Raw genomic sequence first — 15,389 nt, forward strand, 5'->3', positions numbered from 1 at the left:
GTGACAAATCACCTTGTATATACAACAGGAGCAACACATGACTAACCGACTCGACACAAGTCGCGTAATACGTGCACCGCATGGCGATATGATAAGCGCAAAAAGCTGGCAAACTGAAGCGGCAAAACGCATGCTCATGAACAATTTAGACCCTGAGGTTGCAGAGCATCCTCACGCATTAGTTGTTTATGGTGGTATTGGTAGAGCGGCACGTGATTGGCCAAGTTTTGATAAAATAATAGCAACCCTAGACCGATTAAATGATGACGAAACATTGCTTGTTCAGTCAGGTAAACCTGTTGGCGTATTTAAAACACACAGCAATGCTCCTCGCGTTTTAATTGCAAATTCAAACTTGGTACCCCACTGGGCTAACTGGGAGCACTTCAACGAACTAGATAAAAAAGGTTTAATGATGTACGGCCAAATGACGGCTGGATCTTGGATTTATATTGGCTCTCAGGGCATTGTACAAGGCACATACGAAACATTTGTAGCCATGGCTAAACAACACTTTAATGGTCAAGCTAAAGGTAAATGGGTGTTAACAGGTGGCCTTGGTGGCATGGGCGGCGCGCAGCCACTGGCGGCAACTATGGCGGGCTTTTGCGCCTTAGTTGTTGAGTGTGACGAAAGCCGCATCGATTTTCGCATTAAAACTGGCTACGTTGATGTAAAAGCCACAAATCTTGAACATGCACTGCAGTTAATTACTGACGCATGCGTTAACGACAAAGCAATTTCAGTTGGTTTGCTGGGCAACGCTGCAGATATATTTAGCACACTTGTAAGCAGTGGCATTACACCCGATATAGTGACCGACCAAACATCAGCACACGACCCACTTAATGGTTACTTACCACAAGGTTGGACTATGGAGCACGCCGCAAAAATGCGTGAACAAAATCCAAAAGCGGTTGTAAAAGCAGCAAAACAATCAATGGCTGTACAAGTTAATGCCATGTTGGCCCTACAAAAAGCAGGCGCAGCAACCACTGACTACGGTAATAATATCCGCCAAATGGCATTTGAAGAAGGTGTTACAAACGCATTTGATTTCCCTGGCTTTGTTCCAGCTTATATCCGCCCATTATTTTGCCAAGGTATTGGCCCGTTTCGATGGGTCGCTTTATCGGGCGATCCAGAAGATATTTATAAAACAGATGCTAAAGTAAAAGAACTAATCCCTGATGATGCACATTTGCACAATTGGCTTGATATGGCGCGCGAACGCATTCAATTCCAAGGCTTACCGGCTCGTATATGCTGGGTGGGTTTAAAAGACAGAGCACGCTTAGCACTGGCATTTAATGAAATGGTAAAAAATGGGGAGCTTAAAGCACCTATTGTTATTGGCCGTGATCATCTTGATTCTGGCTCAGTAGCAAGCCCTAATCGTGAAACAGAAAGCATGAAAGATGGTTCAGATGCCGTCTCTGATTGGCCTTTGCTTAATGCGTTGCTTAACACAGCAAGTGGCGCTACGTGGGTATCACTTCACCATGGCGGTGGTGTAGGAATGGGCTTTAGCCAACACTCAGGTGTTGTTATTGTTGCCGATGGTACAGACGAAGCGAAAGCACGTGTTGGTCGCGTGCTTTGGAATGACCCCGCTACCGGTGTAATGCGCCATGCAGATGCCGGTTACGATATCGCAAAAAACTGTGCCAAAGAGCAAAACTTAGACTTACCAATGCTGAACGAGGAATAATCATGGTCGAACTAACTCTCACGCCCGGCTCGCTTGATTTAAATAGTCTAAGAAAGATTAATGCATCAAGTGTACAAATAAACCTTGAAAAAAATGCCGAATCTCAAATCGCTGCCAGCGCACAAACCGTTCAAAATGTCATTAATGAGCAACGCACAGTGTATGGAATTAACACCGGGTTTGGCCTGCTTGCTAATACCAAAATTGCTGATGACGAGCTTGAGCTACTTCAGCGTTCAATTGTGCTTTCTCATGCCGCTGGCATTGGCGAGTACATGGACGACAGCACAGTAAGATTGATGATTACACTAAAAATAAACTCGCTTTCTCGTGGCTTTTCAGGCATTCGCTTACAAGTCATCGAGTTTTTTATACAGTTGCTAAACAGTGAAGTTTACCCATGCGTTCCTAAAAAAGGCTCTGTTGGCGCTTCAGGTGACTTAGCTCCACTTGCACATATGTGCTTACCCTTGCTAAGCGAAGGCCAGATGCGCCATCAGGGTAAAATAATCAGTGCGGCTGAAGGTTTGAAAATAGCAGGGCTTGAACCGCTTACGCTTGCAGCAAAAGAAGGTTTAGCGCTGCTTAACGGTACTCAAGCGTCTACCGCTTTTGCATTACAGGGGTTATTTAGAGCAGAAGATTTATATGCGCAAAGCTGTGTAATAGGCTCTATAAGTATTGAAGCAGCAATGGGGAGCCGCGCTCCCTTTGACTCACGTATTCACGAAATTCGTGGGCAACGTGGTCAAATAGATACCGCACAAGTGTTTAGAGATTTGCTTGATACTCAATCACAAATTAGCGACTCACATGTAAACTGTGAAAAAGTACAAGACCCTTATTGTTTACGTTGCCAACCTCAAGTATTGGGTGCGTGTTTAACACAAATACGCCAAGCAGCTGACGTATTGCTGTGCGAATCAAATGGTGTAACCGACAACCCACTCGTATTTGCCGATGTGGGCGATATTATTTCTGGCGGAAACTTTCACGCTGAACCTGTCGCTATGGCCGCCGACAACCTCGCTGTTGCAATTGCTGAAATTGGCGCTTTAGCAGAGCGCAGAATTGCCCTACTTATTGATTCTAACTTATCAAAATTACCGCCCTTTTTAGTTGAAAACGGTGGCGTAAACTCTGGCTTTATGATTGCTCAAGTGACAGCAGCAGCATTGGCATCTGAAAATAAATCGCTTGCGCATCCCGCGTCTGTAGATAGCTTACCAACATCAGCCAACCAAGAAGATCACGTTTCAATGGCTACGTTTGCCGCGAGGCGGTTACAAGACATGGCAAATAATACACAAGGTGTTTTGGCTATAGAGTGGCTTGCATCAGTACAGGGCTTGGAATTTAGAAAACCGCTAAGCCCGTGTGAAAAAGTATTAAAGGCAAAAAATTTACTACGCGAATATGTGACCTACTACGATAAAGATCGCTATTTTGCACCCGATATAGAACAAACTAACACTCTATTGAGCGAAGGTAAATTGTGCGACTTTATTGACCACAACCCTCTCCCTTCTTATTAAAATAAGTGTTAAATACCGTACTGGTAAGTAAAGTCTAACGCCTCGATAGCTGAGCCAATAACCTTGCGCTCAGCTTTTTCATCGCTCGTAAATTTTGGCATTTCGCCACCATTCTGCTTACACTTTAATGCATAGTAATCGGCTTTTGTTGGGTGCTCGGGGTTAACGATATTGTAAATATTTTGTCCTACTTGCCAATGCGCTATTACCGCAAAAATAGCATTTATTACATCTTGCTGATGCACCATGTTAACCACTTGCTGACTTGAAGTATTAAGCTCTTTACCCGCAACAAACTTACCCGGCTCTCTGTTTGGGCCAAGTAATCCTGCTAAACGCAGTACCTTACCGTTTTGCTCAAGGACTTGCTCTTCGGCCTGATATAATTTTGTTTGCCTTGGATTGGCGCAAGCAATATCGCTACTTTCACTGTATACACCGGGTTCTTGGTCGTAAACCCCTGTGGATGAACATAATAAAAACCCTTTTGCATTTAACTTTTTAGACAACGTCAAGGCTGCAGTAAGTGTTTCTGGGTAATTACTCTCGCTATGACGACTTCGTGGTGGAATAGCACAGACCCAAAACGCATTGTCTAAATCAACCTGATGTATTAGCTGATTACCTTCTAATTTAAACTGGCGTTCAAAATCAAATTCTCGTGTATTTGACCGACGAGTACCCTGCACCTTCCAACCTGCCTGTTGTGCATTAACACATAGCGCATGACCTAACCAGCCAGCACCCAATACAACTAATTTATTCACCTTATTTTGCATGTTGACACACACCTTCGCGTTAAGCGCACCATTGTTTAATGCTGTTATCTGAGCATAATTTTCTAAAGTTCACAAATGTAACGCCCCCCTTGTTTTTAATTTTTTAAGCACCATATATTCACAGTTCATTACTATTTTTATAGTAATGAGTTAATACCACGGCTTTTTTAGAATGCAGATCAAATTTTTCTATTTTATATACAGATCTTTTGGCTGAGATAGTTTGTTGTTTGGCAGAGTCTGGTATAGTAGCGCACGTAATAAACAGTGCTTTTTGAATGGTTTAATACAAAATTGCTAATTAATATGTACTAAGTGTTACTTAAAAGCACATATTAATTACCAATTGTTAAAAATGGGTTAGCCGATACGCGGCTAACAACGAATTGATTGTAACGGTTTTATCATGATATCTAATTTATTTACCAAGATTTTTGGTAGTCGCAACGACCGCACTATTAAAAACTTTAGAAAGACGGTCGCGCTAATCAATGCGCTAGAAACGCAGTTAGAAGCCCTTTCTGATGAAGATTTACGCGCTAAAACAGCAGAATTCAGAGAACGTTACGATAACGGACAAAGCCTTGACGATATTCTACCTGAAGCATTTGCAGTAGTTCGTGAAGCATCTAAACGCGTTAATGGCATGCGCCACTTTGACGTACAGTTACTAGGCGGCATGGTTTTACACGAAGGCCGTATTGCAGAAATGCGTACCGGTGAAGGTAAAACACTTACAGCAACCTTACCTGCTTACTTAAACGGCTTAACAGGTAAAGGGGTTCACGTTATTACCGTGAATGACTATCTTGCAAAGCGCGATGCTGAAACTAACCGTCCGTTATTTGAATTTTTAGGCCTAACGGTTGGCTGCAATGTTCCTGGCATGATGCCACAACAAAAAAAGCAAGCGTATGCTGCTGACATTACCTACGGTACAAACAACGAGTTTGGTTTTGATTACCTTCGCGACAACATGGCATTTAGTATTGATGAGCGCGTTCAGCGTCCATTATTTTACGCTGTAGTCGATGAAGTTGATTCAATCCTAATTGATGAAGCGCGTACACCGCTTATCATCTCAGGCCCAGCCGAGGACAGCTCACAGCTATACACTGAAATAAATACCATCGTTCCTTTACTTGAACTCCAAGAAAAAGAAGACGAGGAAGGTGTTGAAGGCGACGGCGATTACACAATCGATGAAAAGTCTAAGCAAGTTCATTTAACTGAGCGCGGCCAAGTTAAAGTAGAAGAATTACTTAGCGAGCGTGGCTTAATTGAAGAAGGCGATTCGCTATACTCTGCCGCAAGTATTACCTTGTTAAGCCATGTATATGCTGCACTTCGCGCGCACAAATTATATCAAAAAGATGTTGATTACGTTGTTAAAGAAAACGAAGTTATCATCATTGACGAGCATACTGGTCGCTCAATGGAAGGTCGTCGTTGGTCTGAAGGTTTACACCAAGCTGTAGAAGCTAAAGAAGGTGTTAAAATTCAAAACGAAAACCAAACTTTGGCATCTATTACGTTCCAAAACTACTTCCGTTTGTACGAAACATTAGCGGGTATGACAGGTACTGCCGACACTGAAGCATTTGAGTTTCAGTCAATTTATGGCCTAGATACCGTTGTTATGCCAACTAATAAGCCAATGATCCGTGATGATCGCGCTGATTTAGTTTACCTAACGCAAGAAGAAAAATACGAAGCTATTTTAGTTGATATTAAAGACTGTCAAGAACGCGGACAGCCTGTACTAGTAGGTACTATCTCAATTGAAAGCTCCGAATACTTATCACAGTTTTTACGCAAAGAAAAAATTAAGCACAATGTACTTAATGCTAAATTCCACGCACAAGAAGCTGATATCGTCTCAGATGCAGGTTTACCTGGTACTGTTACCATTGCAACTAACATGGCCGGTCGTGGTACCGATATTGTGCTAGGTGGTAACTGGAATAGCGAAGTTGAAAAACTTGATAATCCAACTGATGAAAAAATTGCTGAAATTAAAGCAGCATGGAAACTTCGCCACGATGCAGTCATTGATGCTGGCGGTTTGCACATTATTGGTACTGAGCGCCATGAATCGCGCCGTATAGATAACCAATTACGTGGTCGTTCTGGCCGTCAAGGTGATGCTGGTTCTAGCCGTTTTTACCTTTCGATGGACGATGCGCTTATGCGTATATTTGCCGGCGAGCGCATGACTAACATGATGCGTAAACTAGGTATGCAACGCGGTGAAGCAATTGAACACCCATGGGTTAACCGCGCAATTGAAAATGCACAGCGTAAAGTAGAAGCACGTAACTTTGATGTTCGTAAACAGCTACTTGAATACGATGACGTAGCAAACGATCAACGTCGTGTTGTTTACTCTCAGCGTAATGAATTACTTGAAGAAGGTGATATTTCAGAAACTATCACAGCAATTCGTGGTGACGTACTAAGCAATACAATAGATCAATACATTGCCCCACAAAGCCTTGCTGAAATGTGGGATGTACCAGGTCTTGAAGAGCGCTTAAAACAAGACTTCTTAATTGAGCTACCAATTACTCAATGGTTAGCAGACGACAATAAACTATACGAAGAAAAACTTCGTGAGCGTATTGAAGAAGCTGTTGATCAAGCTTACAAGCAAAAAGAGCAACAGGTTGGTGATTCAGTTCTACGTCAATTCGAAAAAGCAATTATGCTTCAAAGTCTTGACCAACATTGGAAAGATCACCTTGCGGCGATGGATCATTTACGCCAAGGTATTCACTTACGTGGCTACGCGCAAAAGAATCCAAAGCAAGAGTACAAACGCGAGTCGTTTGAACTGTTCTCTGAAATGCTTGAAAACTTAAAAGTTGATGTAGTTAGCATTTTAAGTAAAGTACAAGTACGTGCAGAAGAAGATGTTGAAAAAGTAGAAGAGCAACACCGTAAGAGTGAAAATGCCCCTCGCGAGTACCAACATGAAGAAGCTGAGCACGTAGGCGGCGAAGCACCTCCAAGTGCTACGGTAATGGCCAGAACAGAGCCAAAAGTTGGTCGTAACGATCCGTGTCCTTGTGGTTCAGGTCAAAAATTCAAGCAATGTTGTGGTAAATTAAAATAACCACGCATTGTAAGTAATTAAAAAGCGGCGCTTGCGTCGCTTTTTTTATGGGGTAAAGATATGACAATAAAAATAGTAAATGTAGCCGTTGGTGTAATTAAAAAAAATAATGCAATATTTATCTGCAAACGTGCCGATGAGCAACATCAAGGTGGCTTATGGGAGTTTCCTGGTGGTAAAGTTGAAGCGAATGAAAGTGTATTTGCAGCGCTTAAACGTGAGTTGACTGAAGAAGTAGGTATTACTATTCACAGCTCTAGCCAACTCATGGTGATCGAACATGATTATGGCGACAAATGCGTAAAACTCGATATTCACGTTGTCAGTAACTTTAGCGGTGAAGCGCATGGCGCTGAAGGGCAACCTAGTGAATGGGTAAATATTAGTGAGTTAACTCACTATGACTTCCCTGCCGCTAATGCTGAAATAATTGAAAAACTGCAATCTCGATACGCTTGATTAAGTGAGTTACAATGAATAACACTGTACAAAATACGTTGAGTAAACTGCTAAAACTCAACCCTGAAACAACTCAGTTGAGTACCATCAGCAGCGGCCATATCAATAGCACATGGCTACTAACACATTTTGATCAGCGATTTATTGTGCAAAAACTTAACACTCATGTATTTAAGTACCCAGCTCAAATTGTCAATAACGCACAACTTATTGAGCAACACCTAAATACTAAGCAGAAGCAAAAAAACTATCCGCTCGATATTGTTAAACACATTAACACAGGCAACAACGAGTATTTAACCATACTTAATGAAGAGCCATATCGCGTACTTAACTATATTGAGCACAGTTACAGCGAGGATGTTGTTAAAAACCCAGAGCAAGCGCATCAAGCTGCTTTGGCCTTTGGTACTTTTGCAAGTGCCTTACACGATTTTGACACAGCCACACTGCATACTGTGATTGATGATTTTCATAACTTGGCTATGCGCTTTGAGCAGCTAAACACAGCAATGACGCATAGTGATGAAAGCAGGCTTAACCGCAGTAAAAAAGACATTGAGTTTTGCTTATCGCAACAACACTTAGTTGATGAACTTAAAGCTATAACTCAGCATTTACCTATTCGAGTTTGCCACAATGACACTAAAATCAATAATATGCTCTACTGCAGTAAAACTCATAAAGCGAAAGCTGTTATTGATTTAGACACCTGTATGCCTGGTTTTTTATTACACGATTTTGGCGATATGGTACGTACATTTTGCTGTGCAGAAGCAGAGGATTCGACAAGTCTTGATAAGGTTGTTATTAGAAAAGAGGTTTTTGAAGCACTCGTTAAAGGTTACTTAGCACCACTCAAACCAATATTGAGTAAACAAGAACAGCTCAGTTTACTTTTAGGCGCTAAAATAATGCCCCTGATGCTCAGTGTGCGCTTTTTAACAGATTACTTAAATAACGACGTGTACTTTAAAACCGCATACCTCGAACACAATTTAGTACGCACTCAAAACCAACTCGCTTTATATAAAAACATTTTAGTTAACGAAGCATGGATGTACGAAACCCTAATGAAACAATAAAGTAAGCGTTTAAAATTTCGTATCAAAAAAGCCAGTAAGTTAGACTTACTGGCTTTTTTATTAACTGGTTTTTAGTTAACTAATACCAATCTGCTTAATTAAGTGATCTATTTTGAGGATAGATAAACGTGTCGTTATCTGCGTTAAAAAATTCGTTATTTAGTTATTCTAAATGAGAATTTTTTAACGCAGATAACGACACTTTTAGCCCCTAAAAATAATCAAGTATTATTGCGGATTGGTATAACATTATCTGATTACCAAATTTTTACGCGATCTTCTGGTTTGATATACATTTTGTCGCCTTCTTTTACATCAAACGCTTCGTAAAACTCTGGCATATTAGACAAAATACCAATTACACGATAATGGCTTGGTGAATGCGAGTCGGTCATTAAACGGTTACGTAATTCTTCATCGCGGTAGTTACGACGCCAAATTTGCGACCACCCCATAAAGAAGCGTTGATCGCCTGTGTAACCATCAATAACTGGCGCTTTATTATCACCTAATGATAGCTGATATGCCTTATACGCGACTGTTAACCCACCTAGGTCACCAATATTTTCGCCAAGCGTAAGCTCACCATTTACATTCGCATCGTCAAACGGTTTGTACTTGTTAAATTGCTCAACTAACGCACCTGAACGCTCTTCAAACTGTTTAAGGTCGCTTTCAGTCCACCAGTTACGTAAATTACCATCGCCGTCGTATTTAGAACCTTGGTCGTCAAAACCATGGCCTAGCTCGTGTCCAATTACCGCACCAATAGCACCATAGTTTACCGCATCATCCGCTTCTAAATTAAAGAATGGCGGTTGTAAAATAGCAGCAGGAAATACAATTTCATTGTTTACCGGATTGTAGTAAGCATTCACTGTTTGCGGTGTCATGTACCACTCTGAACGGTCAACAGGTTTGCCTAATTTGGCAATCATGTCTTTATACGCCCATTGGCTGTAACGGATGTAGTTACCTACCAGCTCGTCTGAATTAATTTCAAGCTCAGAGTAATCCTTCCACTTATCTGGGTAGCCAATTTTAGGAATAAATTTGTCTAGTTTTTCCTGTGCTGCAATTTTTGTTTCAGGTCCCATCCAATCAAGACCTTCAATTGCAACGCTGTAACCTTTAATTACGTTATCAACTAGCTCTTCCATACGTGCTTTAGCTTCAGGCGGAAAATTGTCTTTAACGTACACTTTACCTAAAATTTCACCTAACACACTGTTAGACGCATCTACGGCTTTTTTCCAAAGTGGTGCTTGCTCTTCTACCCCACGTAATGTCGTACTGTAAAAGTTAAATTTAAGGTCAACCAAATCATCATTTAATAGTTGCGCATAGCCACTCACAAAATGAAACTTAAGGTAGTTTTTCCAGGTTGCTAAGTCGGTGTTTTGATAAATACCACCTAGCGCTTCTAAAAAGCTTGGTTGGCGCACAATAATATCAGCGGTGTTTACACCTGCCTCTTTAAAAAACGTCGATAAATCAAGCTCTCCAGCAAGTTTATCAGCCTCTGCTAGGGTCATTTTATTGTATGACTTAGTTGCATCACGGCTTTGTACACGGCTCCACTGCGCATCAGCAATGGTTTTTTCAAAGGCAAGTACGCTTGCTGCTGCTTGTGCGGCCTCTTTGACACCCGCTTTAGCTAATACATCAGTTATGTATTGCTCATAAGAGGCGCGAATTTTAGTAAATTTCTCATCGTCTTTTAAGTAGTAATCGCGATCAGGTAAACCCAAGCCAGATTGAGATAAATACAAAGCATATTCGCTTGAATTTTTAGCATCGTTATTGATAAACCAACCAAACGGTAGAGTGCCGCCTTGCTGTTGAATAGACGCCATAAGGCTAATTAGATCAGACTTAGATTTTACACTATCAATACTATCTAGCGACGGTTGCAATGGTGTAACACCAAGCTCATTACGGGCGTTTTTATTCATATAGCTTTTATAAAACGCGCCAATTTTATACTCGTCGCTGCCTTTTTCAGCCGATTTATTGGCCGCTGCGTTTTCAAGCGCCGTTTTCATCGCTTTTTGCGACTCATCATATAATTGCGAAAAAGAACCATAGTTAGACTTGTCACCTGGAATTTCGGTTGTTGCTAACCAAGTGCCATTTACATGGTAGTAAAAGTCATCCTGCGGGCGAACTGAGCTGTCCATATTAGCCAATTCAATACCTAGCTCTAACGGTTTTTCTGCCGGTGCTGTTGCTGCTTGAGTGTCAGCTACTTGGGTTTCTTGTTGTTTTTCGCCGCAGCCCACTAAGCCAAGCGCAAGTGCAATACTTGCAGCGGCCATTGTTACTTTATTCATAATTAATCCATTTGTTAGTCAATTTTATAAATTGCTCATACCAACTCCATTAAGCTCTTTAACAAGATAGCAGTCAGCTTTTACTTAATGGAATGGGCATCAACTTACACTAATTATTGAGTGCAATAACGCTATAATAAACCTGATTTTGAGAACATTGAAATAGATTATGTAACAAAGTATTTTGAATGAGATAAACGTTCTAAATTGCCCTATCAATACCTTAATAAAACAGCCGGCAATTAACTCTTATTTTTACCGTGTAAAGCTAAACGTTGTAACTTCTCTTTTAATGAAGGTGGTGCTGAGTCGGCAATCGCATTTAAATAATCGGCTGTTTGTTCACTCATTTTACGTGAATTTGTGACGGCGGCTGATGCGGGTTTGTTAGCCGAACTTAATCGCTGAGTTGCCTGTGGATTAGCTGTGATTTTAATTTGCCCTAGTTCGGCCATCCCTGCCGCTCTAAAGTGCGAAAGCATATCCATTTTTAAATAATTAAGTCGAAGCGCTATCGGGGCCGATACCGCTTCAATCATTAAAGTACCATCGCGATAATTACTTACGCGGCACTTATCCCCTAATTTAGGGCCTAAAAAATCTTTAAGTAAAGTTTGCTGAGTATCAAGAGCTTGGCTTTTACCAGCGTAAGCCGACAGACGGTTGTTTAGGCCCGCCATAATATCGGTGAGTGGTTTTGGTGCGTATCTATCTTTAGCCATTAAATATCTCAACTCGTACTTATTTACACACTTAAATTTAGCACCATCAGAGTAAACTTAAGTGTGTCCATAATTAAGCCTAAATTAGGTATTAAGCACCCGCTATTTGCATTTGCTCGATTAGAACAGAGCCAGTTTGAATGCCGCCTCTGCGCTCAATATCACCACCGATAGCAGAAATACCTTTAAACATATCTTTTAAATTACCGGCAATCGTAATTTCACTTACTGGATATTGAATCTCTCCATTTTCAACCCAAAAACCACCAGCACCTCGAGAGTAATCACCTGTTACTGTGTTTACGCCTTGCCCCATAAGCTCGGTAACTAACAAGCCGGTACCCATTGTTTTTAATAATGCTTGTAAATCATTATGCGTTTGTTCTACTAACCAGTTGTGAATACCGCCGGCATGACCTGTCGGGGTCATATTCATTTTACGCGCGGCGTAACTTGCTAATAAGTAAGTTTGTAACTCACCACCTTGAATTATTTCACGATCAACCGTTTTAACACCTTCGCTATCAAACGGTGATGAAGCTAATCCTTTTAAAATATGCGGGCGTTCAGCAATATTTACACAATGACTAAATACTTGCGTACCTAAACTGTCGAGTAAAAAACTCGACTTACGATAAAGTGCGCCACCGCCAATTGCCGAAACCAAGTGACCAAACAATGAGTTTGCAATATCAGCCCTAAATACAACCGGGACTTTCATTGTTCCTAATTTTTGGCTGTTTAATTTAGCCAATGTTTCTGATGCGGCTTCAAGCCCAACCGCAGCTGCATCAGTTAGACCTGCTTGATCGCGGGCAACCGTGTATGCTGAGTCGCGTTGCATTTGTTCACCATCTTTACCAATTACCATGGTGCTGATGCTATGACGAGTGCGAGGAAAGCCAGCAATTAAACCATGGCTATTCCCATAAACACGAAGCCCTTGATGCGATGAAAAACTCGCGCCATCAGAATTTACAATACGTTCATCAGCATTTAATGCCGCTTGCTCAGCTGTATGGCAAAGCTCAATACCTTGCTCTGGGCTTACATCCCAAGGGTGGTATAAATCGAGATCTTGTGGGTTAAACTCAAGTAGCTCTTTATCGGCGACCCCATTGAAAGGATCGTCTGATGTGAACTTTGCAATATCAATGGCTTTTTCTACTACTGTGCGCAATGTTTTAGGGTTTAAATCAGCCGTTGAGGCAGACCCTTTATTATTGCCAACATAAACACTAATCCCCAGGCCACCATCTTGGTTAAACTCAATGGTTTCTACTTCACCCATTCGTGTACTCACCGATAAACCCGACGTGCTAGACATTGCAGCTTCAGCTGCTGTAGCACCTAATTTTTTAGCATGTTCGAGTACTTCGGCTACCGCATCTTTAACCTGCGATATTTGAGAATAAATTGGATCGTTTTGTTGGCTTTTCATAAATTAAGTCCTGAGCCTTAGAGGCATAATGCACGCATTTCTTATAGTTAAATGCTAACACACTCACTGCACCACATCAGCTAATATTAATCACTAAAAGAATGGCGTATAATGTCACCAGTTATTTTTATTTAAGAGCACCCCATGGCGAAGAAAAAAGGCAAGCCTGTTGAAATTGAAGAAGAAATTGAATACGTATCAAGAACAGAGCTTAAGCGCGAAGCACAAGAATTTCATCAGTTAGGTTCTGAAATTGCCAAAATGGGTAAAAAGCAGCGTGAGCGCCTACCATTAAATGACGATTTAAAAGAAGCGATGGTTGTTGCTGATAAAATTAGTAACAAAAGTGATGCATACCGTCGTCACTTAAATTACATTGCAAAAACGCTTCGCACAGTAGAAAACATTGAAGATATTAAAGCTATTATCGATGTAATGCTTAATAAAAATAACCAAGCTGAAGTATTGGTTAAAAAAATAGAGCAACTGCGCTCAGACCTAATAGAACAAGGTGATAGCCTTATAAACGAGACTATTGAGCAGTTCCCATCCCTTGATCGTCAAAAAATGCGTCAATTAGTGCGTAATGCAGCAAAAGAAGTCAAAGCCGAAAAGCCAGGTAAAGGCTATAAAGAGCTTTTTCAGTATTTAAAAGATGCGCATACCGTCACGTATTAACGCGTAATACGTTGTGATAAAAAGGTGCTTCTGCACCTTTTTTGTTATAGATCAACATATCTCCTTAGTTACTTTTTTATAATCACGGCTCTAGTTAAAACTTAGGTGCGCGTGATGATAAAACTTCCTCAATGGGACCAAGCTCTCATTAATAAATACAATGTGTCTGGTCCAAGGTATACATCCTACCCTACCGCATTATCTTTGAATGAGGGATACGATAAACACGATTTAATCAGCGCGGTAGAATCATCTCAATCTCGTGCGCTTTCTCTATATGTTCATATCCCATTTTGCAGTCAGCTTTGCTACTACTGTGGTTGTAATAAAATAATCACTCGCCACCAATCTAAAGCCGATACATATATAGACTTTTTAGCAAAAGAAATTGCCGCACAAGCACCTTTGTTTAAACACTACAGCGTTGAGCAACTGCATTTAGGTGGAGGCACTCCTACCTTTTTAACCCCTCAACAAATGAAACGCTTAATTACCCTGCTTGAACAGCACTTTAATTTTACCAGCACAACAGAGCGCGGTATTGAAGTTGACCCACGATCGCTTGCTGAAAATATGTTGGTTGATTTAAGAATGCTTGGTTTTAACCGAGTGTCGTTTGGGATTCAAGACTTTAATGACGACGTGCAACTTGCAGTTAATCGCCCTCAACATGCCGATACCGTTAAGCAGTTAATTACTCAGGCACGTGAGTTGGGCTTCAAATCAATTAACGCCGATATGATTTACGGGCTTCCACTGCAAACCCCCGAAAGCTTTAAACAAACAATAGAGCAACTCATTGAGCTTAGCCCCGATCGTGTTTCGGTATTTAACTACGCTCACTTACCAGAGCGATTTGCCGCACAACGCAAAATAAAAGAGCACGACTTACCAAACGCTCACGACAAGTTAACCATGTTTAAAAATACCTTAGAGCAAATGACACAAGCAGGTTATCAGTTTATTGGTATGGATCACTTCGCGAAAGCAGACAACGAGCTGGCTATCGCACAAAATGAAGGTAAATTGCATCGAAACTTTCAAGGTTATACAACGCATGGTAATTGTGATTTATTAGGGCTGGGTGCATCATCTATTTCACAAATTGGCACTGCTATTTTACAAAATAAAAAAGAGCTAAAGCATTACTACCATAGCATTGAAACGCAAAGCGGCTGCGCACTTAGTAAAGGTATGCATTTAACCCATGATGATGTTATTCGAGCGGATGCTATTAAGCAGCTTATTTGTCAGTTTGAACTAAACATAGACGAGTTTGCTAAAAAGTATCATATTGAATTTGATACCTACTTTGCGGAGGCATTGGTTTCTCTTAAACCACTTATAGACGATAACATGGTGATTATTGAAAACAATCACGTCAGTGTCACATCACGGGGTAACTTATTCATTCGTATAATTTGTATGTGTTTTGATGCCCACTTACAAAATAAAATCAACGCAACGCGTTTTTCTCGAGTCATTTAACCCCCTAATTAAATATTATTTGGGCACAAAAAAAGCATACCTA

At 40.9% G+C, this 15,389-nt stretch carries 11 protein-coding genes; 7 read left to right on the forward strand and 4 right to left on the reverse strand.

Annotated features, from left to right (window positions below; all coding sequences use genetic code 11):
• Nucleotides 1-37: 37 nt before the first annotated feature.
• Together hutU and hutH are read left to right on the forward strand one after the other, a co-directional pair.
• Nucleotides 38-1,711 carry a urocanate hydratase gene (gene hutU, locus CWB65_RS15265; protein ID WP_006793078.1) on the forward strand — a complete coding sequence of 558 codons (1,674 nt, stop codon included), beginning with the start codon at nucleotides 38-40 and terminating at the stop codon, nucleotides 1,709-1,711.
• A gap of 2 nt (nucleotides 1,712-1,713) precedes the next feature.
• On the forward strand, nucleotides 1,714-3,246 hold the full coding sequence (gene hutH / locus CWB65_RS15270; RefSeq protein WP_006793077.1) for a histidine ammonia-lyase: 1,533 nt from the start codon (nucleotides 1,714-1,716) through the stop codon (nucleotides 3,244-3,246).
• An 8-nt stretch (nucleotides 3,247-3,254) separates the two neighbouring features.
• On the opposite strand, the gene CWB65_RS15275 is transcribed toward hutH, so the two are convergent.
• Entirely contained in the window at nucleotides 3,255-4,025 is a 771-nt protein-coding gene (locus tag CWB65_RS15275) for a Rossmann-fold NAD(P)-binding domain-containing protein (protein ID WP_008128204.1), read from the reverse strand.
• A gap of 406 nt (nucleotides 4,026-4,431) precedes the next feature.
• Here CWB65_RS15275 and secA point away from each other — a divergent pair, with 406 nt between their 5' ends.
• From secA to CWB65_RS15290, 3 genes are read left to right on the forward strand one after another with little or no spacing between them, the layout of a single operon-like run.
• Nucleotides 4,432-7,140, forward strand: a complete 2,709-nt coding sequence (gene secA, locus CWB65_RS15280; protein ID WP_008128203.1) for a preprotein translocase subunit SecA — start codon at nucleotides 4,432-4,434, stop codon at nucleotides 7,138-7,140.
• 60 nt (nucleotides 7,141-7,200) lie between these two features.
• A complete protein-coding gene (mutT, locus tag CWB65_RS15285) occupies nucleotides 7,201-7,599 on the forward strand; it encodes an 8-oxo-dGTP diphosphatase MutT (RefSeq protein ID WP_008128201.1) in 399 nt (132 codons plus the stop codon).
• 14 nt (nucleotides 7,600-7,613) lie between these two features.
• Nucleotides 7,614-8,684 (forward strand): phosphotransferase enzyme family protein, encoded by a 1,071-nt coding sequence (locus CWB65_RS15290; protein ID WP_008128195.1) that lies wholly within the window; start codon nucleotides 7,614-7,616, stop codon nucleotides 8,682-8,684.
• A gap of 257 nt (nucleotides 8,685-8,941) precedes the next feature.
• Here CWB65_RS15290 and CWB65_RS15295 read toward each other — a convergent pair whose 3' ends face one another.
• The 3 genes from CWB65_RS15295 to pmbA form a co-directional block, all read right to left on the reverse strand.
• Nucleotides 8,942-11,017 carry a M13 family metallopeptidase gene (locus CWB65_RS15295; protein ID WP_008133226.1) on the reverse strand — a complete coding sequence of 692 codons (2,076 nt, stop codon included), beginning with the start codon at nucleotides 11,015-11,017 and terminating at the stop codon, nucleotides 8,942-8,944.
• Between the two features lie 242 nt (nucleotides 11,018-11,259).
• Nucleotides 11,260-11,739, reverse strand: a complete 480-nt coding sequence (locus CWB65_RS15300; RefSeq protein WP_008133228.1) for a DciA family protein — start codon at nucleotides 11,737-11,739, stop codon at nucleotides 11,260-11,262.
• Nucleotides 11,740-11,830: 91 nt separating this feature from the next.
• The gene (gene pmbA, locus CWB65_RS15305; protein ID WP_008133230.1) at nucleotides 11,831-13,180 is read right to left on the reverse strand and encodes a metalloprotease PmbA; all 1,350 of its coding nucleotides are present in this window, start codon (nucleotides 13,178-13,180) and stop codon (nucleotides 11,831-11,833) included.
• 144 nt (nucleotides 13,181-13,324) lie between these two features.
• Here pmbA and yjgA point away from each other — a divergent pair, with 144 nt between their 5' ends.
• Together yjgA and hemN are read left to right on the forward strand one after the other, a co-directional pair.
• A complete protein-coding gene (yjgA, locus tag CWB65_RS15310) occupies nucleotides 13,325-13,858 on the forward strand; it encodes a ribosome biogenesis factor YjgA (protein WP_008133232.1) in 534 nt (177 codons plus the stop codon).
• Between the two features lie 114 nt (nucleotides 13,859-13,972).
• Nucleotides 13,973-15,346 (forward strand): oxygen-independent coproporphyrinogen III oxidase, encoded by a 1,374-nt coding sequence (gene hemN / locus CWB65_RS15315; protein WP_008133234.1) that lies wholly within the window; start codon nucleotides 13,973-13,975, stop codon nucleotides 15,344-15,346.
• Nucleotides 15,347-15,389 lie beyond the last annotated feature (43 nt).

The organism is Pseudoalteromonas sp. S554, from assembly GCF_005930865.1.
GTDB classification, from domain to species: Bacteria; Pseudomonadota; Gammaproteobacteria; order Enterobacterales; family Alteromonadaceae; genus Pseudoalteromonas; species Pseudoalteromonas marina.